Annotated in this window: 28 protein-coding genes and 1 riboswitch; of the genes, 19 read left to right on the forward strand and 9 right to left on the reverse strand. The window is 32.7% G+C overall.

Annotation, left to right across the window (positions count from 1 at the left end):
• Nucleotides 1–259: 259 nt before the first annotated feature.
• The gene (locus J6D32_RS00980; protein WP_006784554.1) at nt 260–1,039 is read left to right on the forward strand and encodes an alpha/beta hydrolase; all 780 of its coding nucleotides are present in this window, start codon (nt 260–262) and stop codon (nt 1,037–1,039) included.
• Nucleotides 1,040–1,051: 12 nt separating this feature from the next.
• On the opposite strand, the gene J6D32_RS00985 is transcribed toward J6D32_RS00980, so the two are convergent.
• Entirely contained in the window at nt 1,052–1,657 is a 606-nt protein-coding gene (locus J6D32_RS00985; protein WP_006784553.1) for a class I SAM-dependent DNA methyltransferase, read from the reverse strand.
• A gap of 271 nt (nt 1,658–1,928) precedes the next feature.
• Here J6D32_RS00985 and J6D32_RS00990 point away from each other — a divergent pair, with 271 nt between their 5' ends.
• Nucleotides 1,929–2,594 (forward strand): TIGR01906 family membrane protein, encoded by a 666-nt coding sequence (locus J6D32_RS00990; protein WP_006784552.1) that lies wholly within the window; start codon nt 1,929–1,931, stop codon nt 2,592–2,594.
• A 231-nt stretch (nt 2,595–2,825) separates the two neighbouring features.
• Nucleotides 2,826–3,782: a patatin-like phospholipase family protein gene (locus tag J6D32_RS00995; RefSeq protein ID WP_006784551.1), complete on the forward strand. Its 957-nt coding sequence runs from the start codon at nt 2,826–2,828 to the stop codon at nt 3,780–3,782.
• A 261-nt stretch (nt 3,783–4,043) separates the two neighbouring features.
• Here J6D32_RS00995 and J6D32_RS01000 read toward each other — a convergent pair whose 3' ends face one another.
• Nucleotides 4,044–4,571 carry a putative immunity protein gene (locus tag J6D32_RS01000; RefSeq protein WP_055165199.1) on the reverse strand — a complete coding sequence of 176 codons (528 nt, stop codon included), beginning with the start codon at nt 4,569–4,571 and terminating at the stop codon, nt 4,044–4,046.
• A 45-nt stretch (nt 4,572–4,616) separates the two neighbouring features.
• Nucleotides 4,617–5,534, reverse strand: coding sequence for a nucleoside hydrolase (locus tag J6D32_RS01005; protein ID WP_006784549.1), 918 nt, complete (start codon nt 5,532–5,534; stop codon nt 4,617–4,619).
• Nucleotides 5,535–5,674: 140 nt separating this feature from the next.
• Between J6D32_RS01005 and J6D32_RS01010 the strand changes: the two genes are divergently transcribed.
• Nucleotides 5,675–6,055, forward strand: coding sequence for a DUF3887 domain-containing protein (locus J6D32_RS01010; RefSeq protein WP_009606534.1), 381 nt, complete (start codon nt 5,675–5,677; stop codon nt 6,053–6,055).
• A gap of 32 nt (nt 6,056–6,087) precedes the next feature.
• Here J6D32_RS01010 and J6D32_RS01015 read toward each other — a convergent pair whose 3' ends face one another.
• A complete protein-coding gene (locus tag J6D32_RS01015; RefSeq protein WP_006784547.1) occupies nt 6,088–6,831 on the reverse strand; it encodes a nitroreductase family protein in 744 nt (247 codons plus the stop codon).
• A gap of 133 nt (nt 6,832–6,964) precedes the next feature.
• On the opposite strand from J6D32_RS01015, the gene J6D32_RS01020 reads away from it, so the two are divergent.
• Nucleotides 6,965–7,528: a TetR/AcrR family transcriptional regulator gene (locus tag J6D32_RS01020; RefSeq protein WP_006784546.1), complete on the forward strand. Its 564-nt coding sequence runs from the start codon at nt 6,965–6,967 to the stop codon at nt 7,526–7,528.
• A 100-nt stretch (nt 7,529–7,628) separates the two neighbouring features.
• On the opposite strand, the gene J6D32_RS01025 is transcribed toward J6D32_RS01020, so the two are convergent.
• The 3 genes from J6D32_RS01025 to J6D32_RS01035 all read right to left on the reverse strand — a co-directional run bounded on the left by J6D32_RS01025 (nt 7,629) and on the right by J6D32_RS01035 (nt 9,816).
• A complete protein-coding gene (locus J6D32_RS01025) occupies nt 7,629–8,285 on the reverse strand; it encodes an NAD(P)H-dependent oxidoreductase (RefSeq protein ID WP_006785021.1) in 657 nt (218 codons plus the stop codon).
• Nucleotides 8,286–8,337: 52 nt separating this feature from the next.
• The gene (locus tag J6D32_RS01030) at nt 8,338–9,126 is read right to left on the reverse strand and encodes a histidinol-phosphatase (protein ID WP_006785022.1); all 789 of its coding nucleotides are present in this window, start codon (nt 9,124–9,126) and stop codon (nt 8,338–8,340) included.
• A gap of 204 nt (nt 9,127–9,330) precedes the next feature.
• Nucleotides 9,331–9,816 carry an LURP-one-related/scramblase family protein gene (locus J6D32_RS01035; protein WP_006785023.1) on the reverse strand — a complete coding sequence of 162 codons (486 nt, stop codon included), beginning with the start codon at nt 9,814–9,816 and terminating at the stop codon, nt 9,331–9,333.
• A 353-nt stretch (nt 9,817–10,169) separates the two neighbouring features.
• Here J6D32_RS01035 and brnQ point away from each other — a divergent pair, with 353 nt between their 5' ends.
• From brnQ to rbr, 8 genes are all read left to right on the forward strand, one after another.
• Nucleotides 10,170–11,453, forward strand: coding sequence for a branched-chain amino acid transport system II carrier protein (brnQ, locus tag J6D32_RS01040; protein WP_147633237.1), 1,284 nt, complete (start codon nt 10,170–10,172; stop codon nt 11,451–11,453).
• A 185-nt stretch (nt 11,454–11,638) separates the two neighbouring features.
• Nucleotides 11,639–13,135, forward strand: coding sequence for an HlyD family efflux transporter periplasmic adaptor subunit (locus J6D32_RS01045; protein ID WP_287467186.1), 1,497 nt, complete (start codon nt 11,639–11,641; stop codon nt 13,133–13,135).
• 4 nt (nt 13,136–13,139) lie between these two features.
• Nucleotides 13,140–14,339, forward strand: coding sequence for an ABC transporter permease (locus J6D32_RS01050; RefSeq protein ID WP_006785026.1), 1,200 nt, complete (start codon nt 13,140–13,142; stop codon nt 14,337–14,339).
• Nucleotides 14,340–14,371: 32 nt separating this feature from the next.
• Nucleotides 14,372–14,986, forward strand: a complete 615-nt coding sequence (locus tag J6D32_RS01055; RefSeq protein WP_129821245.1) for a hypothetical protein — start codon at nt 14,372–14,374, stop codon at nt 14,984–14,986.
• A 2-nt stretch (nt 14,987–14,988) separates the two neighbouring features.
• Nucleotides 14,989–15,678 (forward strand): ABC transporter ATP-binding protein, encoded by a 690-nt coding sequence (locus tag J6D32_RS01060; RefSeq protein WP_006785028.1) that lies wholly within the window; start codon nt 14,989–14,991, stop codon nt 15,676–15,678.
• Between the two features lie 68 nt (nt 15,679–15,746).
• On the forward strand, nt 15,747–16,421 hold the full coding sequence (locus J6D32_RS01065; protein WP_006785029.1) for a response regulator transcription factor: 675 nt from the start codon (nt 15,747–15,749) through the stop codon (nt 16,419–16,421).
• Between the two features lie 2 nt (nt 16,422–16,423).
• Nucleotides 16,424–17,581 (forward strand): sensor histidine kinase, encoded by a 1,158-nt coding sequence (locus J6D32_RS01070; RefSeq protein WP_006785030.1) that lies wholly within the window; start codon nt 16,424–16,426, stop codon nt 17,579–17,581.
• A 233-nt stretch (nt 17,582–17,814) separates the two neighbouring features.
• Nucleotides 17,815–18,357 carry a rubrerythrin gene (gene rbr / locus J6D32_RS01075; protein ID WP_006785031.1) on the forward strand — a complete coding sequence of 181 codons (543 nt, stop codon included), beginning with the start codon at nt 17,815–17,817 and terminating at the stop codon, nt 18,355–18,357.
• Between the two features lie 51 nt (nt 18,358–18,408).
• On the opposite strand, the gene J6D32_RS01080 is transcribed toward rbr, so the two are convergent.
• Nucleotides 18,409–19,332, reverse strand: a complete 924-nt coding sequence (locus tag J6D32_RS01080; protein ID WP_006783935.1) for an aldo/keto reductase — start codon at nt 19,330–19,332, stop codon at nt 18,409–18,411.
• A 458-nt stretch (nt 19,333–19,790) separates the two neighbouring features.
• Here J6D32_RS01080 and J6D32_RS01085 point away from each other — a divergent pair, with 458 nt between their 5' ends.
• Nucleotides 19,791–20,330 carry a 2'-5' RNA ligase family protein gene (locus J6D32_RS01085; protein ID WP_006783936.1) on the forward strand — a complete coding sequence of 180 codons (540 nt, stop codon included), beginning with the start codon at nt 19,791–19,793 and terminating at the stop codon, nt 20,328–20,330.
• 17 nt (nt 20,331–20,347) lie between these two features.
• Here the strand turns inward: J6D32_RS01085 and J6D32_RS01090 are convergent, their stop codons facing one another.
• A complete protein-coding gene (locus tag J6D32_RS01090; RefSeq protein ID WP_006783937.1) occupies nt 20,348–20,773 on the reverse strand; it encodes a hypothetical protein in 426 nt (141 codons plus the stop codon).
• A 117-nt stretch (nt 20,774–20,890) separates the two neighbouring features.
• Between J6D32_RS01090 and J6D32_RS01095 the strand changes: the two genes are divergently transcribed.
• The 5 genes from J6D32_RS01095 (at nt 20,891) to rpiA (ending at nt 26,027) form a co-directional block, all read left to right on the forward strand.
• Complete coding sequence (locus tag J6D32_RS01095; protein ID WP_287467187.1) at nt 20,891–23,119, forward strand: beta-glucosidase family protein; 2,229 nt, start codon at nt 20,891–20,893, stop codon at nt 23,117–23,119.
• 70 nt (nt 23,120–23,189) lie between these two features.
• A complete protein-coding gene (locus J6D32_RS01100) occupies nt 23,190–23,312 on the forward strand; it encodes a hypothetical protein (RefSeq protein WP_006783939.1) in 123 nt (40 codons plus the stop codon).
• Between the two features lie 238 nt (nt 23,313–23,550).
• A riboswitch (NiCo riboswitch) is annotated at nt 23,551–23,655 on the forward strand.
• 99 nt (nt 23,656–23,754) lie between these two features.
• Nucleotides 23,755–24,678 (forward strand): cation diffusion facilitator family transporter, encoded by a 924-nt coding sequence (locus J6D32_RS01105; RefSeq protein ID WP_006783940.1) that lies wholly within the window; start codon nt 23,755–23,757, stop codon nt 24,676–24,678.
• A 55-nt stretch (nt 24,679–24,733) separates the two neighbouring features.
• Nucleotides 24,734–25,267 carry a GNAT family N-acetyltransferase gene (locus tag J6D32_RS01110; protein ID WP_006783941.1) on the forward strand — a complete coding sequence of 178 codons (534 nt, stop codon included), beginning with the start codon at nt 24,734–24,736 and terminating at the stop codon, nt 25,265–25,267.
• A 94-nt stretch (nt 25,268–25,361) separates the two neighbouring features.
• On the forward strand, nt 25,362–26,027 hold the full coding sequence (rpiA, locus tag J6D32_RS01115; RefSeq protein ID WP_050775603.1) for a ribose 5-phosphate isomerase A: 666 nt from the start codon (nt 25,362–25,364) through the stop codon (nt 26,025–26,027).
• The last annotated feature ends 1 nt before the right edge of the window (nt 26,028 follow it).

A 26,028-nucleotide genomic window follows, 5' to 3' on the forward strand; every position in this document is an offset into this window, starting at 1 on the left:
GAAAACACGAATATGCCCTTGTGACAACGCACGCTGATGGAAGTGCCTATACCCCACAATATCACGTGCTTGATGCTGTTTATTTATATAATTATTTCTTAAATCAATTGTAATGGAGAATAAGATGAGTCGAAATATTTTCATTATTATGCTATTAATCTTTATCAACATTTTTTAAGTCAATAAAAATACCAAAATCCTGAATGAAAAAGATAAAAAATGGTAAAATATTGTTATGACTTAAGGAATAGGTGATAATATGGAATTAACGAAAAGAGTAGCCCATAAACCTTTTATACACGAGGTTCCACATGCTAAGGGTGTGGTTTTGTTTATTCATGGAATTTTGGAGGGGCCCTATCAATTTAGAGGGTTAGCTGATATCGCCAATCAAAATGGTTACTCAAGTTATGCTATTTTATTACCTGGACATGGTGATAGTGCTGAAAGATTTTCTCGTATTGAGAAACAAGTATGGCTAAATTATGTTGAACAGACGATTAGACGATTATCAAAAGATTATCAACAGATTATTATTGTTGGTCATTCGATGGGGTGTTTACTAGGCCTTTTAACTTCTTTACGTTATCCACAGATAAAAAAAGCTTTTTTAATTTCAACACCGTTAAAATTAAAATTAAGTTTTAGGGGATTAAGATGTAGTATAAAAGTAGCGCGCGGTAAAGTTGATGAAAAAGATATTTATACGACAGCTATTTATCGAGCTTGGAGTATTAAAAGAGCGAAACATCTTATTACCTATTTGAGATGGATTCCACGCTATTTAGATTTATTTTCGCTTGTTAGAGAAACAAATAAAAAATTAGGTGAGATTAAAATTCCATTAACTATTGTACATTGTAAAGATGATGAGTTTGTTAGTGATGAAAGTATAAATGTATTTAAACGTCATTTAACTTGTAAATATAATGTATTAGAGTTACCTAAATCAGGGCATTTTTACTTTACGGAAGATGAAAAAAGACAACTTAATAGCTATTTCGAAAAATTCATAACAAATAAAAAAGTGAGATCTTAAGATCTCACTTTTTTATTTTGTTGCATAGATACTAAATAAGCTATAAGGATGATTCATATCATCGACCATTTTATAACTAGAGTAAAATTTACGGCCACTAATATTTTGTAAAGAAGCAGCTTCTAAATACTCTTTCATTTCATTAATAGAGAAGCCGTGGTGACCTTTAAAGGTTTCACTGTGATTGTGGAAAGTTCCATCGTCTGGTAATAAGTCCACGATGATTAATTTTCCGTTTGGTTTTAAATGACTTGCTAGAAGATTCACAGTAGATTGAACATCCTCAATATGATGTAAAACCATTGAAGTGTAGATAACGTCAAATTTAGTATCAGTTTCTAAATCCTTTAATTCACCACAATAAGTCTTCATATTTTTAAGATCAGACTCATTAATTTTTTGTTCAACTTCCTTAATCATTCCTTCAGAATTATCGATTAGTAAGAATTGTGCTTTTTTATTTTTAAGATGAAAAGAAATGAGGCCTGTTCCGCAACCAAACTCCATCATTTCAAGAGGGCCACTTCCTAAATAACTCTCAATCTCAGCACTAATTGCTTCCGCGCGTTTAACTCTTAAGTCAGTATCCCAGTTTGGTGATAATGCATTGAAGTCCATATTCACAACCCCTTTCAGAGTGATTCATCATATTTGTTTTTTTAGCCTTAATGAATATTCTATCATATTTCTAACATTTTGACATGTCGATGAACGTAAAGATGACAGGGAATCATTTTCCATTATTCTACATCATCCGATGATGATTAGTCTTTTTAAGTACTAAATTTAACTTTTTAAGCAGATAACATTGCCACAATGAAGTTGAGCATTTATAATAGTAAAGTCTATAAAATCATGTTTAAAGAAGCTTCACAAGGGAGAAAGAAGTATGAACAAGCGTAAAAAGTTAAAACATAAGATTGTAGAGTATATAGGGGGATTGTGGTTTTTTCTAGCATTGATTTCAACTACTGTCTTAATTGTTTTAAACTGCACTTCTATTTATGGGTTTATTATTGATAAATATCGATTAACCTCGGTTACAGGACTTTCAAAAGATGCTCTAATGCTAAACTATAAAGAAATTGTTTCTTATTTACAGTGTTTTAGTTCAGAGTATTTGACACTTTCAGATTTTAAAATGAGTGAAAATGGAATGATTCATTTTGCGGATGTTAAAATCATTTTTCAATGGTTATATGTCATTGTTATCTTATTTATCATCGCATTAGCTATCTTTTTAGTGATTAAACATCACGACAAAGATAAAGCCGTATTATCTATGTTTAATAAAGGTGTTAATTTAACATTTATTGTATTTGGTTTGTTAATTGTTTCAATTATGGTGAACTTTTCAGCTACTTTTACGATGTTCCATAAAATCTTCTTTCGTAATGATTACTGGGTTTTTGATTATCGTACCGATCCAGTTATTTTAGCTCTACCAGAAGAACTATTCTTAATTTTAAGTGTTATGATTATTACACTTTTATTTGCTATTTGTATATTAATCAAAATTATTTACCGTAAAAGATTAAAAGCTGACTTGAGATAAAGGAATGAAGATGCTACATGGGTGGCATCTTTTTTATTTGGATTAGATAAGGAACAATTAAACTTCATTTTAGGACTGGGTGATAATCAGTTTGCTAAGGAATTTATATATACTTGAAAGCGAAAAAGCAATGAAATAATAGATTAAATTTAATTTTCACTTAATATTGCTATTAAATGGAGAATTATAACATAGACTAATGGTAGATAATGCATGCTGCGAGGTGGCAAAATGAATTTTATGGATCAAAGTCTTTATGATTTGAAGGTTGGCCTAGTTTTAGCTGGTGGAGGAACAAAAGGAGCTTATCAAGCAGGTGTGATGCAAGCTTTATGGGACTTAGATTTAATTAATAATATTACAGCAGTCTCTGGTGTTTCAATTGGAACACTTAACTCCTTGATGCTTTGTATGAAGAAGCGGGACCTTATTGATATTAGTTGGAAGTCGTTAACTTATCAAAAGATTGTCACGAAAAGTGAAGGATTTAAGTTGGCTGATATAGGAGAAATCATCAAATTGATTGCTACGGGTCATAAGCCAGATGAAATAGCAGAAAACGTTGATTTAAGTGCTCTTGGACTCATTTCTCAAAAAGGAATTCGTGACTATATCGAGGAATTCGTAGATATGCCAACATTAAAAAGTACGAATATTGATATTTACAGTTGTGCCTATAATATTAATGATGGTCATCCAGAATACTTTAAGCTCAATGATTACAATGAAGAAGAAATAATTGATATTAGCATTGCTTCATGTGCTGTTCCCTTTATTTTTACTCCAGTGACGTTTAAAGGTAAACAATATGCGGATGGAGGAATTAATAACCCTCTATATTCGGGAGCTAGTGCGGATAATGTACCTATTGCTCCAATTATGAATCATGATTTAGATTTAATTATCGTCGTTCATTTAACGTATACAGATAAAGTAGATTTAAATCTTTATCCACAGGCAAATATTATAGAAATTTATCCTTCGTTTCCATTAGAAATTGTGAATGGAAGTGGAACTTTAAATTTTAATCAAACTTCGATTAAAGAAAGAATTGAAATCGGATATCGAGATGGTGTAGTTACATTAGCACCGATGCTCATTGCTTATTTAAAAGGAAAAAATATTGCTCCATATATTAAACACCACGTAAATTGGAATAATCAGTTTTTAAAGAAATATCGTAAATAAAACGCACATAAATACTTTAAAAACATAAGATACAAAGGAAATGAAACATAGTTTTATTAAGGAGGACATTCGTGATGAGTTGGCTTTTTAGCTTATTTGCGTTTATCTTTTTCTTTGTTAAATTAGCATGCTATTTTACAGTAGTCATGATTCAATATGGTATTCCAGTATTTATTATATATAAGTTATTCAAATGGATAACTAAGCCCTTTCGATATTCGGAATAAAAAATAGCACCTCAATACGGTGCTATTTTTTATTCTAGCAGTGCCAATTGATTTTGGCTGGATTGGGTTCATTTTCAATCGCAATAGAGCGTAAAGCTTCTTCTAACCTATGAAATTCTTCAGTCGCAATTTCATCATAAGTTTCTTTTGTTTCGAGTAATCCCACTCGATCATAGGCAATTGCTGCTGATCCATAAAATGCAAGTGCCAATGCATTAGTTGATTTATGAATAGTGGCACAGGCTTGAGCGACTGCTCTTGCTGCCGCTTGTGCTACTGGATTTTCCTTTGTCTCTCTTGCTGCTGTTTGAGCCTCAGAGATTAGCTTTTTAGCTGCAGGTAATTTTATTGTCCCCTCTAAATAATCTAATGCTCCATTAATCGCTTGAAGTAAGCGTTGATCTTTCGGAAAACTCTTTTGATAAATAGGGAGAATATGTTCCTTTGCATAGTTAACACACCAAGTGGCAATCGTCATTTTATTTTGTGTTTCAATTAAATGCATTAAAGAAATAATCTCTGGTGAATCTATACTTCCAAGCATTTTCCTTAGTTTAGCCATCGTAGCCCCCCTGTGATAATGATAAGTTCATTATATCACTTCATCTTATAATAAAGATTGAAATAGATATTTTTTAAATAAATCAGGGTTGATATCGATACAAATTGTGGCGTTGGGTGTTTTTGAAGATAAGTCTAAATAGACTTGGCCATAGTTATCCTCATTTTTTGTTTCAACAGTGGCATAAGCAGGAATGCATTTTGTCATCATTTCAGGCCAAATAGCTGCAATCATTGCAGTTGGATCTGCTAATTCAAATCCATCAAATCCAAGTTTTTGATTGTATTCATCAAGAGATTGTGTACAACGCATAGCAAATTTAGCAAGTGATGAATCGCTGTTTTTTAAGTAGTTAGTGTCTTGACGAGTTAAGAATCCTTTGTTCATGATGGCATCCCAACCAACAAAGAGTTTTGGAATTTCTAAATCTAAGACGATAGATAAGCTTTCTGCATCGACATAAACATTAAATTCTGCTGTTTCAGTAATATTCCCCGGTCCAAGTCCTGTTCCAGCCATTAAAGTGATTGATTTTAATTTGTTCATCGTTTCAGGCGCTTTTAAGCAAGCCATGGCAATATTGGTTAGAGGGCCTAGGGTGATGAGTTCGATTTCATATGGATTTTCTTCAATAAGTCGAAGTAGGCCATCCATTGCATGTTCAGGTTCAATTGATAAATTAGATCTTGGTAAGAACATATTTCCAAGTCCATCGCTTCCGTGAACGTCATCAGCCATTACTAAATCACGAAAAAGTGGTTTACTCATTCCGCCGAATACTGGTGGAATATAAGTGTCAGATACTTTGATTGCTGTTAAGGCATTTTGGAGTGATTGTTCAAGTCCGACATTCCCGGCTACTACAGTAATTCCCATAACTTTGATGCTAGGTTCACGTAATGCGGTAATGATTGCAATCACATCATCTGAAGCTGTATCGGTATCAATAATAAATTTTCTCATGTAGACTGTCTCTCCCTAAAAATTAAATTTAGATTAAGTTTAGCATAATTTCGACAGGATTCGGTAGAAAAAAGTTTAGGTTCTGACAAGTTATGAGGCCTTGATATGCTATATTACAGTTGAAGAGGGGGGATACAATCATGAAAAAACTATTATTAGTATTTTGTGTTTTATTAGGACTAACAGGGTGTGGACAAGTATTAGATGAAAGTTTTGATAAGGAAACATTAAAACAAGAGACTATAGCGATTGTTGAAAACTTGAATGATGAGAACTATGATGCGATTGTTACTACAGTAAACGATGATTTAAAAGATATTTTAAGTGCTTCAGTTATTCAAAAAGCGTGGGAGCCAGTCTACGAAAAATTAGGGGAGTCTCGAGATAAATCATCTTGTACAATTAAAGCTAATGGTGATTATGCAACAGTTGTACTAATTTCTAATTACGCAAATGGAAAGTTACAAGTAACCGCAACATATAACACAGATATGGAGTTAATTGGATTATATATAAAATAGAGAAAAAGGAGATAACAATTTGTTATCTCCTTTTAAAATTTATAAACAGATTGTCCATTTTCAATCTCAAATTTCTTTTGTAGCCCAGTTCCAATTTCAAAATGTAATTTAGCAATTCCAAGATCAATCTTTTCATATCCTGTGCTATTAAGAGTCGATGTTGTCACAACACCATTTGTGAAATGGAATTTAACTGGTTGCTTATTCAGTGCAGAAGGTGCTTTTTGTACCGCCTTCATCCCATTAATAAATTCATTCGGTACCTCTTCATTACTATGATACATTTCCTCAACTGTTTTTGTCTTACGGTGAGAAAGTTTACTAATCATTTTCTCCTTAAATGTTTTATCCACTGGTGTGTAACCAACAGTGATAATTGCTACAAGTTCCTCATTTTCTTTTAAATCAATAAGCTTCGCACATAGTTTTCGGTCATAAGTTCCACCAATCCAGCACGTTCCAAGTCCGAGAGCTGTTGCTTCAAGAGCAAGGATTTCACCAAAATATCCAACCTTCTCAAGCAAGTCTTTATCATCTTTTGATCCGACTAATGCAAAATAAGCTCCAACACCTTTTAACATTCCATATGATGAAGAGAATCCTTTAAATAATTTAGGTCCATTTAACTGCAGTTGAAGATTTAAGCCGCTCATTTCATTTAAGTTTTTAATACATCTTTGAAGCGAGTTTACTTTTTCCACCTCAATATCTTTGGTTATATAAGTTCTTCTTGAACATCTTTCATCAATGGCTTTTAAATATCGCTCTTGATTCATTATTATCTCTCCTTTTAAAAATGGTACACTTGTGGCACTTTATACGGTGTAGTATACTATGCCTATAAAGGTCGGTCAATAGACTTAGAATAAGTGGGACATAATCCATTATTTTGTGGCAGGAGATAAAAGCATGATTGAAAAAATTAATCCAAGCGTCATTCGCTCAAAGCAATTTATAACAGAAGCATTACTAGAATTAATGACAGAAGAAGATTTTAATAGTATTAAAATTACAGAAATTACGAGGCGAGCACAAGTTGATCGCAAAACCTTTTACCGTAATTTTGAATCTAAAGAAGACATTCTAATCCAATATGGGGACTTATTAGCACAAGAATTTATTAAAAAAATTAAAGCAACAAGTGAACTGAATTGTTATAAAGTAGGACTTATTTATTTTGAATTTTGGCTCCAACATTTAGAGTTTTTAAAATTACTTTTACGTCAAAATTTATTGGTTTTTTTCACATGTAAATTTAATAAACGAGTACCGGATATTTTTAAAGAAATCACAAGTATCACAAATTATCAGGAGATAGATGAAGAGTTTTATCAATATCAGATGCATTATATTGCGGGTGGAATATGGAATTTATTATTAAAGTGGATAGAAGATGGTGCAATCAAGCCACCTCATGAGATGGCTCTTATTTTTAAAAGTTTATTCGATTTTAAAGTATGCTGTGAAAGATGATAGTATCAATGAATCAAGTTTTTATAAGGCTATACAGTAGGGTGTACATTCATCCCATTGAACCAAAAGAAAAAATCGCCTGTTTTAGGCGATTTTTTCTTTATTTAACCCACTCAACAATACTTTCTAATGGTTGACGACTTTTTGGTTTAGCTTCATTTTTACGATATCCAAATGCAATCATTAACGTTAAATAGAAGTGATCTTTATCGAGTAATCCTCGACTAACTAATAAGTTTTCAACTGCCTGTTGATCATATCCACCGATTGGACATGAATCAATGTTCTCCATTGCTGCAACTGTCATCATATTTGCGGCTGCTAAATAAGTTTGTAAACATGAATAATTCAAAATAGCACGCTCGTCATTATTAAAACGAGTATCTTCAATAGATTTCATGATACCTTTAAATCCTTCAATTGTTTCATTTGGCATCTGTTTAACATCTCGTAATAAATAGTCGATGTACGCAGAGTTGTGTTTTAAATCACTAGCATTGCGACTAAGTAAAATAATAAGGTGTGAACAACTAGGAATTTGTACTTTTCCACCCCAAGAGAGTGGCGCTAACTCATTACGAAGGGCCTCATTCTCAATAACAAGAAATTTCCATGGTTCAATTCCCATTGAGCTTGGCGAAAGTTGGCCTGCTTTTAAGATCACATCAAAATCTGACTTTGAAATCTTTTTACTCGAATCAAATTCTTTACAGGCATGGCGAAAATTAAGAATATCTAAAATTTCTTGATGATTCATTTGAATTCCTCCTTGTATAATAATAGATTTAACCAAGTTAATAAGTTTCATTCTAATGTTGAATAAATGGCATTGTTTCAACGACTTCAATATTTAAATCAGCTAATTCTTTTAAGGCACGATTACGATATTCTTCTGTTTCGTAATACATATTATGATGTGCATCAATTCCAATGATAGCTTTACATCCGACTTCGGCTGCAATTGTCCAGAAATTAATATTTGGGAATCCATTTACATTAAAATCACGATTATAGATATATCCTGAGATATTATATTCTAATAAGATATCTAATTCTTTTGCTTTTTCACATATTTTACGGCAAACGTAATAGAAGTCTTCATTAAGATCCGTCCATGATCGCATAAATAAATCAGGATGGGCGAAGTATGAGAATAAGCCAGTTTCCATTCCTTTGATAGCTGTTTCCATATATTGATATAAGGCTTCTTTTGACGTTGTCTCTGTTCCAAAATAATAACCACGAGATTCATTTTCAGAAAAGTGATTTCCAAAAATAACGTAATCTAGCTTATATTCATGAATTAAGTTTTTAAGCCATGGCAAGTATTCCTCAAAATACTCACACTCTAAACCAATTTTGACGCTAATTTGATTTTTATATTTTTCTTTTAGTGCTTGGACACTTGTCACATAATTTTCAAACTCAGAAACATCCATGCGAATTCTAGATGAATATCCATTTTCAAATGGCCAAGGACAGTGATCAGAAAATCCAATTTCATCGAAGCCACCTTTGATAGCACTTAAAATATATTCTTCATCGCTTCCTTTTGCGTGATGACATCTCGTTGTGTGTGAATGATAATTTGCCTTCAACTTATTTCATCCTCCTCGGTACAAAACCAATTAATTCAAATTCATTATAACACAGTTGAAAAGAACTAAAAACTCCACGAGAATTCTCGTGGAGTTTTTAGATTTAGGAAGTAGAAAGAAGGCTTAAAATCATAAATGATCTGCAAAACGTGTAACCACTATTAGCTTATCCATAATTTAAAAAATTATTTATATATTTTTAAATTAATTATTTTTATTATTATGTAGACAGTTATCAATCGCGATTAACATGGCAATAAAGAAGGCATCATCCTGGCCAGTAGCCACTTGTAGTTCATAGTGATCACTTAGTTTGAACCATTTTTTTTCAATGTGTCCAACTTCTTGACCATCCTTTGTAATGCTAAAGTTGTGATCAAAGACATCTCCACGTAATTGAAAATTTCCATATTCACTTTCAACATCAAGCTTGGGTTTAAATAGACTAGGTCGACGTTTAATTGTTGCGCATAAGATGTCTCCTTTATAAATATCATAGGCTCCCCATACAGTCATAAGTTTTTGCTTAACGGTGAATAATTCATTTTGGTTTAAATCGCGAATGGTTAATTGATCGGCGATAGCTATAAATTTTCCGGTTACTTCAAAAGCTGCTTGTTCATGTTTATCATAAACATAATAGTGATCTCGTAGTGAAAATATTTTTTGTTTAATATAATAGGTTCCCATTAAAAATCCCCTTTGAAAAAATTGGTATATATAGGTTGATTTTATTTTATAATGCCATTATAATAAGTGTAACAATATTTTATAACGAAGAGAGGATGGAGTAAACATGAATTCAAATTTAACAACACGATTTTACTATAGCTATTATTGTTAGGTTTGTATTTATGATTTCTTCATTTCATCATAGATACAAACCTTTAGGCGTTTGTCTCTATGATGGCTATAACTTCTTATAAAGTAGATGCCACATAGAAAATAACTATGTGGCCCTTTTTATGAAAAATGGACAAGGTAACCACATAGTCACTAGATACTATGTGGTTTTTTATTTACACGAAAAAGGAGAGGAAAGTATGAAACAAAAAGTTGATATTATCGTTGTAGGATTTGCCTTGTTTTCAATATTCTTTGGAGCAAGTAATTTGATTTTCCCACCATTTATCGGGGTGACATCAGGAAGTGAGTGGCTAACAAGTTTCCTTGGATTTATTTTAGGAGATGTTGGAATCATCTTACTTTCAATTTACGCTGTTGCAAAGGCTGGAAGTTACCAAGCCATTATGGGGCGTGCTGGCAAAGTATTTGGAGTTAGCTTAGAAGTTATCACCATGCTTTGTCTAGGACCCATTATCGCGATTCCAAGAACGGCCGCGACAACATTTGAATTAAGCATTCAACCCTTTACATCTGGAATTAATTCGGCTGTCTTCTCAGTTATTTTCTTTGCCGTAACTTTACTATTAACGATTCGTCCAAGTAAAGTAATGGACATTATTGGAAAGTTCTTAACACCAGTTTTATTACTAGCCCTAGTATTCTTAATTGGGAAAGGATTCATCTCTCCTCTAGGTAGTTTAAATCATACGATTACTTCAGACGATTTATTTGCGACGGGGTTAACACAAGGATACCAAACAATGGATGCTTTAGCGATAGGGGGAATCACAGCTTTTATGATGACTTCTTTCTTAAGTAAAGGATACACTGATAAACAAGAACAAATCAAATTGACTATTAAATCAGCAATTTTAGCTTCTTGTGGATTAGTCTTAGTGTACGGGGGATTAACTTACTTAGGAGCTACTGTTTCAACACAATTTGATGGATCAGTTTCACAAACTGCCTTATTAATTGCCATTACAAAACAATTAATGGGACAACCAGGATTAATTATTTTAGGTATTATTGTTGCCTTTGCATGTTTAACAACAGCCATTGGATTAACATCAGTGACAAGTAAATACTTTGAAGATGTAACAAACAAAAAATTAAAATACGAATATGTTGCAATTTTCATCTGTGTATTTAGTGCAATTGCATCAAATGTAGGAGTAGACACAATTATTTCACTTTCAGTACCAGTTTTAACGATTATTTACCCGGTATCAGTTGCGTTAATTATCTTAAGTTTATTCAAAAACTTCTTCACAAGTAAATTACCGTATATCCTTGCAGGATATACGACACTTGTTCTAAGTATCTTAACAGCTTTACAGTTGCCGATCATGAATCAGTTGCCTCTTGCTAAGTTGGGATTTAACTGGCTATTACCAGCATTAATAGTTGCACTTGTTGGTCAAATGATAGGAGCAAAACAAGAAATAAAAATTGAATCTTTTGTTAAAGAATTAGATTAGCCTATAAGGCCCAACACATTTAAGTGTTGGGCTTTTTCTTTTTTAATTACTATTTTTCTTAACGTTAATTTTACATTGAATTTGTTAGGATAAGTGTGTACCTAGGATACTAAATATTTTATATGGATGAAAAAAAGATAGAATCATCTATGGGAGAGTTAGAAAATAAGGAGCGTGATACAAAGATGGGGAAAAAATATAAAGCTTTATCTAAAAAAACAATAGCCATTGTTGTGGGAGTCATGATATTAGCTCCAACAGGAGTAATCACATATACAAAGTTTAAGGATAGTAACGAGACTAATAGTGAATTGGTATCTAGGGAACGAGAGTATGAAGTAAAAAGAGGAGATATTATAGCGGGCTCGAATGGATCAGGTTCATTAAAGCTTCAAGCTGTTAATCAAAATTTCGAAGAACCCGTCGAGATAGGGGAGTTATTTGTTAAAGAGGGAGAACGTGTTAGTATTGGAGATAAAATTGCAACGATTTCTGAAAAATTTATTAATGATAAATTAGAAGAGTTAAACTCTCAGCTTGAGCAGGCAACTGCAACTTTAGTATCTACAAAGAATAATAAACAGGTGACTGTTCTGAATCAAAATAAAGCGTGGGAAGATAAAGTACAAGGATCAAAGAATCAATATGAAAGCCAAAGAAATTCCTTAGTAAATAATATTAATCAATTAACGGATAAATTAAATGACGTTAATAAAAAATTAGAGGATGTAAGACGTCAAATAGAAGAGATGCAAAACTTAGCTACAGCTCGCAACGTAGACGAAAATCATGTGTTACAAGAGAATAGCACGGTAGAAGATACCAACCTATTACAAGAAAGCAATGAAACGAAAGAGAGTGATGCAGAAGAAATTGAAGCTAAACTACAAGAATTAAAGCTAACTGAAAGTACATTATTATCAGAAAAATCGTTACTCGAAACAGAGATTAAAAATACAAATCAAAGTTTAAATAGTTTAGATGTTGAACGTACTAAGGAAAAAGAAAGTGAAGTAAAGGAAGAATCAGCTAATAGGGAAATAAATGCATTGACTAATAGCGAGTTAGATCATTCAATTAATAATGCTCAAAAAGAAGTTGATAAAATTAATGAACAAATCGCTAAGGTTAATAAATTAAAAGAGAATTCTACTTTATATGCACAAATAGATGGGACGATTCTTAATTTGAATTATACAGTGGGCTCAACTACTTCATCAGAAATCCCTATTGTAACAATTGGGGAAAATGCCAAGGTTTTTGCAGAAATAACAGTTACTCAAGAAGAAATTACAAAGATTGAAGAAGGACAACGTGTTAATTTAATCGTTTCCGCTTATCAGGATCAAATGTTAGAAGGGACCGTAAGTTTCATTAATTTAAAGCCGAATGGACAAGGAAGTTCAGTTAACTATTCTGTTATGGTTGAGATAAGTGGGAATGATTTGAAATTACTTGAAGGGATGACTGTTAGTGCCCAATTTATTGTCAAGGATGTTAAAGATGTTTTAACTCTTTCTAATAAGGCGATTACATTAAAAGATGGAAAACAATTTGTGCAAGTTAAACAAGACGATGGGACTCTAAAAGAAGTAGAAATTACAACTGGTTTCTCAGATGGAAAAATTTCTGAAATAGTAAGTGGTCTTTCAGAAGGCGACACTGTTGTGGTTGGAGGATAGGAGTATGAGATTTTTTGAAATGATAAGACTGGTTTTAAAAAATCTTTTAGAGAATAAATCGAAGGTGATTTTAACTTCTTTAGGAATTATAGCAGGGACAGCCACAATTGTAGCTGTTATTGCGATCGGAAAGGGAGGGGAAGAGGCAGTCAAGGATCAATTTAGTGGATTGAGCGCAGAAACAATTTATGTTAATGTCGATTATTCTAAGGGAAACAAGGTATTTGAAGGGAGTTATCCACATTTAACAACTGAACAAATGGAGTTTATTATGAATGAAAGTACTACATTAAGTGGTATTTACCTAAGAGGGGGGGCATATAAGCAAGCTGTATTAAATGGAATAAAAGGAAATGTTTCAATTACAGGGGTCACAGAAGAGTATAGCACGGTTTCTAAGTTAAATATTATACAGGGATATAATATAGATCGAATTGATATAGAGGAGGGGAATCATGTTGTTGTAATTGGGGATGGAATAGCAACTAAATACTTTTCACAAGCTGAAGAGGCGGTCGGAAAAACAATTACGATAGAAGGGAAAAATTACAAAATAATAGGAGTGTTAGAAAGAAGTGCGGATGGAATGCAAGGGTTAAGTCCTGATGATACTATTTTTATGCCATATTCTATAGCGCAAGAAAACATTTTTGATAAGAGTACCACACCTCAAATTGTAGCCTTAGCAAATAATATTAAATCCGTTAAAAAGGCAATGGCTGAGATAGAAGATTCGTTGAACTATCTTTTAGAAGATGACAATGTTTACAAAGCTGAAGATGCTGGAAGTCGTATAGAAGCTGCTAGTGAATCTGCACGTACCATGAATGTTTTATTAATCTCTGTTGCTAGTATTGTATTTGTCGTAGGTGGAATTGGGATAATGAATGTTTTATCTTTAACTGTAAAAGAGCGTACAAAAGAAATAGGAATTCTAAAAGCACTTGGAGCACAAGAAAGAACAATTATGTCTTTATTTCTTTTTGAGGCTATTATTATTAGTAGTTTTGGTGGAATAACTGGGATACTTGTTAGTTACTGTGTGATTCCACTCGTTAGGCAGGTAGGAGTAGCAGTGTCGCCTTCAGTTGAAGGCCAAATAATGGCATTAGGATTTGCTATATTTACAGGAACTATATTCGGGTTTTCCCCAGCTTATAAAGCATCTCAACTCAAACCTGTAGAGGCGTTGAGTTATGAATAAAAATACTAATAAAGGAAAGGATGAATTTTATTATGAAGAAAACATTAGAATTAACAGTTTTAGCATTAACAATGGTATCATTAGTAGGATGTGGTGCCGAAGGTGATAAAGGTAATTGGGCTGAAAATAAGGAGGAGCAACCTCAGATTGAGGAACAAGAACAACAACTACAGGTAACTTCCTATTTGGGAAAAGTTGAAAAAATGGTTGGAAATGAAATTAGCCTAAAATTGAGTAATGATAACTATACACCATTAGAAGATGAGAGTGAGGATGAAGAAGCATTAGAATTTACTTTAGATGAAAGCCAATTTTCTCAGTTAGAAAATGGTGAAACTTTTACACTACCAAATGGTGTAGTAATAAAAGGCAATTCAACTGAATTTTCATCAAGTGAATCATCTGATGAAAATCCTGGAGTTTCTGAGGAGTCAATGATTTCACAAGGAGGATTGAATTTTGACCAATTTAGCCAATTGACATTTAATGGAGAAACAAAAGATTTAGTTATTCCAGCGGGAGCTAAAATTTTCAATGGTTTAACTGGAGAAGAAGCATTATTTTCCGATATTAAAAAGGGTTCTATCTTATCTGTGACAATGAATAGTGAAAATAACACGGTCATTAGTATAGATATTCTGGGGTAGTTATGAATCATATTATTACGTTAAAAAATATTAATAAATATTACCATAGTGGTGAAAATTCATTGCATGTACTTAAAGATATTAACCTGAATGTAGAACATGGAGAGTATATAGCTATTTTGGGGTCATCAGGATCGGGAAAGACAACGTTAATGAATATTTTAGGGTGTATGGATATTCCAGATGATGGAGAGTATTATATTAATGGAATTAATACAATGGATTGTAATAAAGTAGATTTAGCAAACTTACGTAATGAACACATTGGATTTATCTTTCAAAAATATCATTTAATACCACAGTACACTGTTCTTGATAATGTGATAATGCCTTTACTAATTAAAGGATTACCAAGAAATGAAGCTGTTAAAATAGCAGAGGAAAAAATAAAAATGGTTGGATTGTGGGAAAGAATTTCTCATAAACCAAATGAATTATCTGGAGGACAGCAACAACGTGTAGCCATTGCGAGAGCTTTAGTTACGAATCCAACTATTTTATTAGCTGACGAACCGACAGGGGCATTAGATTCAGCTACCGGAAAGGATATTCTTCAATTATTTAATGAACTAAATGAACGAGGAAATACTATTATTGTGATTACACATGATCATAAGGTGGCAAAAGAAAGTAAGAAAGTTGTAACAATACAGGATGGAATGATAATATTTGAAAATCAGACAGCCTATTAAATAAAATCCATTAAACAACTTCACTAATATAAAGGTGAGGTTGTTTAATCGTTATTTAGGAGTTTTTTATGAGATTATTAATTATAGAAGATGAAAAAGATATATTATTAGCTTTACAAAAGGGGCTACAGAAGGAAGGATATGCTGTTGATGTTACGGGGGATGGAGAGGAAGCATTAGAGCTTTTAAATTTTAATACCTATAATTTAGTGGTTCTTGATATAAATCTCCCGAGTATAGACGGTTTTTCTATCCTAGAAATATTAAGAGAAAAAGATATGACAACACGAGTAATTATTGTATCTGCGAATAGGGAAATTGAAGATAAAATCAGAGGTTTAGATTTAGGCGCAAATGATTATTTAGTAAAACCTTTCGATTTTTCAGAATTAAAAGCACGAATTAGAGCTTTATTAAGACGAGAGTTTACTAGTGTGCCTACCATCATAAAAGAAGGTGAACTATGTCTTGATTTAGCCACTCATAAGGTCACCTTTAATGACCAAATATTGAATTTAACACTGAAAGAATACTCAATTTTAAAGTACCTCATACAAAATAAAGGACGAATTGTTAGTTCAGAGGAATTAATTCAACACGTTTGGGATGAAAATGCGGATCCATTTACGACAGTAATTAGGGTTCATATTTATTCCTTAAGAAAAAAACTGATCACGATTAGTGGTAAAGACAATATAATTCAAACGATAAAAGGTGTTGGATATTTATTTGGAGGAAGCTAGATTTGAAGAAATTTAAATTGACTTTAAAATGGAGATTTACCTTATTGACTTTAGTAATCATGATTTTAACAAGTGCAATTCTTGTTGTTTCAATTAATTATGATATAAAAAAAACAATGCCAGGGTTAACAGACTTGATAATAGATATCTATTCATTTGAAAATAATGAAACATACGGTATCATTATTCCGAATTATATGACGGATAATAATGTCGTTATTATAGATAATGCCATAGGTGAGACAGTATCGAATATTTATACTACTTCAATTATTACGTTTTGCTTTATTACTATATTAGGTTGCCTTACTACTTATTTTGTAGTTAATAAAGCATTAAAACCTGTTATTGATTTAAACCATAATATAAAGGAAATAAATGAAGATAATTTAACTTGCACTTTAAATGTACAAGGGCCACATGATGAAATTCAAGAATTGGCCATTTCATTTAATAAGATGCTTGCTAAATTAGAGAATGCATTTGCTTCGCAAAAAAGATTTAATTCTAGTGTAGCGCATGAACTGAAAACTCCATTAGCAGTTATTAAAACCAATATTGACGTATTAAAAAGTAATGAAGAAACTAATATTGAAGAATATAAAACTACTATAGAGGTTATAGAAAAGTCAGTTTTAAAGATGAATGGAATTATTGAAACATTACTAGATATCATTAGACAAGAAAATGAACCCTTAAATGACCGGGTTAATGTTTCAGTTATTCTTGAAGATGTGGTTGAAGACTTAAATGTCATTGCATCAAAGAGTGGAATCAGTATAGAAGTTAACATAGAAGAGATAGAAGACGAAATGGTAGGAAATGAAATTTTACTATATCGAGCACTGTACAATATCATTGAAAATGCTATAAAGTACAATAAGCCTTTAGGAACAGTCACAATTTCTTGCATGAAAGAACAAGAAAATATCTATATAAAAATCTCTGATACTGGAGAGGGGATAGCGGTAGAGGAGTATGAAAATATATTTAAACCATTTTACCGTTGTCAAGGAACTAATCTTTCTTCCAATAGTGGAATAGGCTTAGGGTTATCTTTAACCCAATCGGCTATAAAAATGCATGGAGGAGAAATTACTGTAAACAGTATTATTAACCAAGGAACTGAATTTTTAATAATATTGCCTATCGTGGTATAGAATTAAAATTAAATGAGTCTAAAAGTAAAAAATGTGATTATTTTGATTAGAAGTAATCACATTTTTTACTATATATATATTGATAATAATTATCATTAAATATCATATTATCAATTAATTTGAAGAAAAGTAGTAATTATTATTGATTTTCATTTAAAAATGATATAAACTAGTAATAGTTACTAGTTTATAAGAAAAAAGTTGAAAATAAGAGTTATAAGGAGAGATCTATAATGAGTAATTTAAAAGGAACTAAAACTGAAGAAAACTTAATGCATGCATTTGCAGGAGAATCAATGGCGCGTAATAAATATACTTACTATGCTGCTAAAGCAAAAGAAGAAGGATATGAGCAAATCTCTAACATTTTCTTAGAAACAGCCCATAATGAAATGCAACATGCAAAATTATGGTTCAAGTTATTGCACGAGGGTGAAGTAGCGGATACAATGACAAATTTAAAAGATGCTGCAGCGGGAGAAAATGGTGAGTGGACAGATATGTATGCAACATTTGCAGCACAAGCCCGCGCTGAAGGGTTCAATCGCATTGCTGTATTATTTGAAATGGTTGGAAAAATCGAAAAAGAACATGAAGCACGTTACTTACAATTATTAAAGAATTTAGAAGAAGGTCAAGTATTTGAGCGTGATGGAGAAGTAGCTTGGATTTGCCAAGAATGTGGACACATTCACTTTGGTAAAAAAGCACCTAAAAAATGCCCAGTTTGCTCATATGATCAAGCACACTTCGAAATCCGTTCTGAAAATTACTAATATAAATAAAAAAACTGATAGAATCTCTACGGATTCTATCAGTTTTTTTGTTTACACTAATTCTAATGTTTTCATGAAATCTTTAAGTTGTGATTCACGACTTGCACCTGCTAGTGCACACATCGGTTGATCTTGTGTTAATAAAAATCCCATGATAACCTGAGTCAGACTAATGTTTCGTTCTTCGGCTAATTGGTTAATAAGTTTAGCTAGCTCTAAGTTTTTCTCAGTATAATAAGGGCTGTCTTTAACGGCACCCTCGCCAAGCGTTGCTAATTTTGTAAAGAATCCGCTACATAAACTAAAATAAGGCATCGCTAATACATCTGATGTTCGATGGAACTCTAACATTTCTTCGTCCATTGTAACCATTGTTTCATCTGCATAAGGTTTCATATGAATTGAGCCAATGTTATAAAGGGCTTGGTTGGCTACAAATCCGCGATATCCTTTAGACTTTGCATAGTCCATGGCTTCTTTCATACGGGCAGTTGACCAGTTCGAGCAACCATAGTATTTGATTTTTCCATCACGGACGAAGTCTTGCATCGTTTCAATGAGTTCTGATACGGGACGATTTACATCATCACGATGATAGAAGTAAAGGTCGATACAGTCGATTTCAAGTGCGTCTAAACTTTTATTTAAATCGTAAGTCATATCTTCTTTAGATAGACGTGATGTTTGCATGTTTTCAAGAGGGGGATGTCCACCTTTTGTGACAATTACTAAATCATCATGACCACCACGATATTTAATCCATTCGCCGATTACTCGTTCTGAACGTCCGATTTCGCCATCAATCCAGTCGTTATAAATACGAGCTGTATCGATGACATTTCCACCCAATTCAACATATAAATCTAACATTTTGAATGCTTCTTCGCTATCCCAGGCAACACCTGCATTTGCTGTTCCAAAACCAATCGGGCAAAGTGATAAAGTCGTATCTTTAATTTGAATTCTTTGGTTCATAGATATGCTCCTTTTCCATTTTATAAATAAAAGTATGTCATGTTTTAGAGAATTAGTAAATAGAATAAACATTCGAATGTATACCTAAAATAACAGTGTAACAGTCTAGTTAAAACCAAGTAGTTCTTGGTGAAATGGGGATGGGTTCTCAGTACTACGTAGACGAATTTTCATAGTTATCATCGATTGGTAGCTCTACAGAATTTTAAGGTAAAATGCTTTTAAATAAAACTGAGGATGAGGTTAAACAAGATGTTGAATTTCATTTGAAGATGAATTAAAGTTTGTATTCGTTAGAGTAGCTGTTTGATATGGCAAGATGTATTTATACGTTTAGAACGGGAAACATTATAGCGAAGATGTCTGTTTTAGAGTGGGCGCTTGAGCTTTTGGGTGATGACGTGCAACCATTCATTTTCGAATCAATTAGAAGTTGAATGACTGAGGAGGTGACTGTAATGGATGATAAAATTTACTATCTCATTGGCTTATTTGATGAAGTAACTAATGAACAAATTCAAAATATTCATCGAGAGTTATCAAATCATGAAGTTCCATCTTCTTCAATGTGTCCACACTTAACGTTTGGTTCTTGGACGAATGTGGATCTAAATTTGTTATGCCATTGGCTTGAAGAAGTATGTGAAAATCAAGAAGAGATTCAGATTAATTTTAATCATCTTGGTTTATTTTCATTAAAAGTTTCTTTTTTAGCACCCTATGTTTCTAAACAGTTAATAGAGTTTCATGATAAAATTCATGAACGCTTTGAAGAGTATTGTGGACAGATGGGATATAATTATACTGCTAAATCTAATAATTGGGTTCCTCATGCAACCCTTGTTTTGGATGAAGAAGAGGCTGTATTAAGGTCATTACCGGTTATTGCAGAAGCTTTTGTGCCGTTTAGTGGGAAAATTACATCGTTATTATTATGTGAGTTTGGAACATTCGAGGAAATAAAGAAATTTAAATTAAAACAAAGCATGGAGGTTTAGGCCTCCATGCTTTGTTTTTATAGGGCATTTTCTTTGTTAGTTGATGCATCAAAATAATATTTTAATAATTGTTCAATTTCACTTTGAGTTAGCTCTTCATTGTTTGCTGGGGTTGAAGATTGATTTTGAGATGTATTTTTAGGTGAAGTTTCTATACGAATCATAGGGCTATAAGATTGCTTAGTGGAGACTGTACTTAGATAGGCGTAGTTAAATAGTTGTGAGACTGAGAAAGTTAAGAGACATGAAATGATAGCCACTGCTAAAAAACTAAATATTAGTGAACGATTATTGCTTCGACAGTTGTTTAGTATGTTTTTTATCTCTGTTTTTAAAGTGGATTGAATGGTTACTTGATTTATCATCTCATGAGTTGTTTCATCTGCTCCCTCATGTGTCATAGCTAGTGATTCATTTGAAATATCTTCCTTATAATCTTTCATAAAAATACCTCCAATAGTTTAGATGTTAACCTAAAAATAACATAAGAACCTTAAAATTAAATTAAATAATCACAGGCATACTTGAATATAATTTCATGAGATGAAGGAGGATTGAAAATGAGGGATATAAAACAACTTATTAATCAAATGACTCTCCAAGAGAAAGCAGGAATGTGTTCAGGACTTGATTTTTGGCGTTTAAAATCAGTTGAACGATTAGGAATTCCCAAGGTGATGGTTAGTGATGGCCCACATGGGTTACGTAAACAAAAAGATGGCGCAAGTGATGTAAATGACAGTATTAAGGCAGTTTGTTTTCCAGCCGGGTGTGCAACAGCCTGTTCATTTGACCGCGATTTACTCTATAATCTTGGTATTTTACTTGGTGAGGAATGCCAAGCAGAAAATGTTTCAATCTTGTTAGGTCCAGCGGTGAATATTAAACGTTCTCCCTTATGTGGACGAAATTTTGAATATTTCTCAGAAGACCCGTATTTGTCATCAGAGATGGCTTGTAATTATATTCAAGGTGTTCAAAGTCAGGGTGTTGGAACAAGTTTGAAGCACTTTGCTGCTAATAACCAAGAGTCACGCCGTATGACAGCAAGCGCTCAAATAGATGAGAGAACGTGGAGGGAAATTTACTTAGCTAGTTTTGAGAATGCTGTTAAAGTAGGAAAACCATGGGCAGTGATGTGTTCTTATAATCGAATTAATGAAGTCTTTGCTTCTGAAAATAAAAAGCTATTAACAGATATTTTAAGACATGAGTGGGAATTTGACGGATATGTGATGAGTGATTGGGGAGCTGTTAATAATCGAGTAGAAGGATTAAAAGCAGGTCTTGATTTAGAAATGCCAGGAAGTCATGGAACAAATGATAAATTGATTATTGAAGCTATTAATAAAGGGATATTAGATGAAACGACTTTAGATGAGGCTGTTGAGCGAATTGTAACGAAGATTTTTGAATTTGTGGATAACCGACAGGATGCTATTTTTAATCGAGATGTGCATCATGAAGCAGCAAGAAAGATTGCAACGCAGAGTGCGGTGTTGTTAAAGAATGATGGGGTTTTACCACTAAATAAAGAGGCCAAGATTGCTTTTATTGGGGCGTTTGCTAAGAGTCCTCGTTTTCAAGGAGGGGGAAGCTCGCATATTAATACGTATAAAGTTAGTAGTGCACTCGAAGCGGTGTCAAATGTGACGTCGGTAAGTTATGCACAGGGATATGAGTTAGACGTCGATCAAATCAATGAAGAGTTAGTTCAAGAAGCGATTCAAGTTGCTAAATCTTCAGAAGTGGCTGTGATTTTTGCTGGATTACCCGATTTTTTTGAGTCAGAGGGTTATGACCGGACACATATGCAACTTCCAAATTGTCAAAATGAATTGATTAAAGAAGTAGTGAAGGTTCAACCAAATACGGTTGTCGTGTTACATAATGGATCACCAGTCGAGATGCCATGGATTCATGATGTTAAAGGGGTTCTTGAGATGTATTTAGCTGGTCAAGCGGTTGGATTGGCGACAATTGATTTGTTGTTTGGGCGCGTAAATCCAAGTGGAAAGTTAGCCGAAACATTCCCCTTAAAGCTTTCAGATAATCCATCATATTTAAATTATCAAGTTGTGGATGATTTAATTCATTATCGCGAGGGAATTTTTGTAGGATATCGATATTACGATAAAAAAGAAATGAATGTTTTATTCCCATTTGGATATGGATTAAGTTATACAACATTTGAATATCATGATTTAGTTTTAAGTCGAAAAGAAATGTTAGATACGGATGAACTTGTTGTTAGCTTGAAAATCACGAATACAGGAGCGGTAGCAGGAAAAGAAGTGGTTCAACTTTATGTGAGTGATTTAACTCATCTGACAATTCGTCCTATAAAAGAGTTAAAAGATTTTGTGAAAGTTGAGTTACAAGCGGGAGAGACAAAAGAAGTTCAGATGACACTCGATAAACGAGCTTTTGCTTGGTATAATGAAACTATTTCAGATTGGTATGTAGGCACTGGTGAGTATGAAATTTTAATTGGAAAATCTTCAAGAGAGATTGTTTTAAAAGATGTCATTAAAGTCCAAAGCACAGTGGAGTTACCATTTAAAGTCACAGCAAATACAACGTTTGGTGACTTAATGAAGCATGAAACATTAAGACCTATTATTGAATCCTTAGCTAAACAGATTGATATTTCTAATGTAGGGCAGGAGATAGACTTCAATCTTGAGCTAATTCAGGATACACCACTTCGTGAACTTCGCACTATTCAAAATATCGATAATGCAATGATTGAGTATTTAATTCAAACATTTAATCATTATTTATCTTAATTTTTTGAATAAAAATTATATAAAATACAGAAATTAGTCATGTAACATATTCTTAAAGGAGGCGGCTTATATGAAGCTAGCACCTGGAGAGTTACATAATTTAAAACAATTAACAATGAAGCGTTGTAGTCATTTAACTAACCAGGCTTTATATAAAGATAATGCTAAAGTTAATGCTACTAAATCTAGCTGATACTAGTACGTTTCATTTAGAAACAATGGCTTTTAGTTTTCTTTAATGTAGTAAAAAGGAGATATATCGCGATGATATATCTCCTTTTTTATATTCAATTAGGTTCCGTCTAAAATATTTAAATTAATTTTCATTATCAATTAGAGTATTTAATTGATAAAATATCAGTTTTTATATTCACAAATAAACTCAATTTGATTAATATATTAATATAACTCTTTGCACTGCATATAAATCTACAGTACAAACTGAACAGGCAGCGACTAAGTCGTGTGGCCGGGTTGCTTAGCAACAGCAGATTTAATTATTCATATTGATGATAATTAACATCTGTGGGACAGTAAAATGTTTCACGGATGTTTTTTTATGTCCTTGTGAGACATTTTGCTCGTAAAACCATAGTAGTGAGGGTTATGAGAACGAAACTATGGGAGGATTAAGTATGAAGAAAAAAACTGATAAACAAATTGCTATGCGAGTATCAGCCGTCTCAATCATTGGAAATATTGCACTTTCTGTTATTAAATTACTTGCTGGTATTGTAGCTAATTCAGGAGCTATGATTTCAGATGCGGTTCATTCAGCATCAGATGTTATTTCTACATTTGTTGTTATTATTGGATACAACTTCTCAAGTAAAGGTTCAGATAAAGATCATCCTTATGGTCATGAACGTTTAGAATGTATTGCAGCATTATTTTTAGCAGCCATTTTATTTGCAACCGGTGTTGGAATTGGAATAGAAGGAATAAACAAAATTCTTCAAGGAAATTATGGAAACTTAGCGATTCCGGGAGCTATTGCACTTGTTGCGGCAGTTATTTCAATCGCCTTTAAAGAATGGATGTTTTGGTATACAAGACACGCTGCTAAAAAAATTAATTCGAGCTCTTTAATGGCAGATGCATGGCATCACCGTTCAGATGCTTTATCATCGGTTGGAAGCTTTATTGGAATCTTTGGAGCCAGACTTGGATTTCCAATCCTTGATCCAATCGCCTCAGTTATTATTTGTTTATTTATTTTAAAAGCAGCTTTTGAAATCGGACGCGATGCTGTGGATAAATTGACGGATAAAGCCTGTGATGATGAAACCATTAATGAAATGATTAAGTTAATAAAAGCTCAATCAGGTGTTATTAATATAGATGAAATTAAAACACGATTATTTGGAAATAAAATTTATGTTGATGTTGAAATTAGTGTAGATGGAAATCTAACACTTAATGAAGCTCATGATATTGCACAAAATGTACATGATGCTATTGAATCTAAATTTGAACACGTCAAACATTGTATGGTGCATGTTAATCCAGATACAACAAATATGACGTGCCATAAAAAAATTTCTCAAAGTGCCATGTAAGGCACTTTTTTTTATTTTAAACAGAGTATAATGAACTTAATCAAGGGGGGATTAGATGATTAAATTGAAGCATCTTTATATTAGAGAAGCAACGGTTACTGATGTGGAAACACTTGTGGTATGGTGGGCGACTGGTGAACTGATGCAACATGTTGGCTTTCCCAATGGGATTAGAACAAATATTGAAAAGTTAAGAACAGAACTTGAAATTCAAAAAGAGGATATTCAACCAACAAGTAAAAGATTTATGATTGTGAAAAATGATGGTTTTTCAATTGGAGAACTATCCTTTCATAATTTAGATCTTACGAATAAAAGTTGCGAAATCGGAATTAAGATATGTGAGCTTAGCGAACAAGGAAAAGGATATGGAGAAGAAGCGCTTCGAGGTTTTATTAATTATCTTTTTAGGACGTATGAGCTTCATCGTATTGAGCTTGATACGTTACTTGAAAATAAACGAGCACAACATCTTTATCAAAAAGTTGGTTTTAAGGTAGTAGGAGTTAAACGTGATGTTTGGCTTGATCCAGAAGGGAATTATCGAAGTGCTATGGTGATGGATTTATTAAGAAATGACTTCTATTAAGAAGTCATTTTTTTATCTAAGAAAATTAATTTCGTTATAATTATATTGACGAAATTATACTATCATATTATGATAAAGTTAAGTTAAGGGAGGAATGAAAGTGGATATTAAACAAAAATGTGCTAAAGAAGCATTGAAGCTAATTCCTAAGTCAGGGGTTATCGGACTTGGTGGTGGAAGTACGATTAGTTATTTAATTGATGAAATTAAGGAAAATAAATTGAACGTTCAAATTGTAACGCCTTCTGTAAAAACTAAAATGCTCTGTCTTGAAAAGGAATTAACCGTCCTTGATCCTATGGCAATTCATCAAATTGATATTGCTTTTGATGGGTGTGATGAAGTAGATGCTAATTTTAATGCTTTAAAGAGTGGCGGTGGCATTCATACACGTGAAAAATTAATCGCATCGATGTCAAAAGACTACGTACTGTTAATTGATGAAACGAAGTTTAGTGAGGTTTTAACGTTTAAGCATCCAGTAGTTCTTGAAGTACTTGAATCAGCGATTTCTTATGTTCAATACGAGGTTTTAAAACTTGGAGGCGTTCCAGTGATGCGTCATTCAAGTGCAAAAGATGGATTTACGATTACGGAGAATGGTCATTATCTAATGGATGTGACGTTTTCTCAAGTATCAGATATTAAAGAGTTAAATGTAAAGTTAAATGAAATCTGTGGTGTGATTGGGACATCATTATTTACAAAAGAAGTGACTAAGGTTTTAATTGTGGATCAATTAATGGCAAAGGAGTGTTAAA

Origin of the sequence: Turicibacter sp., from assembly GCF_017941855.1 — a bacterium.
Lineage (GTDB): Bacteria > Bacillota_I > Bacilli_A > MOL361 > Turicibacteraceae > Turicibacter > Turicibacter sanguinis.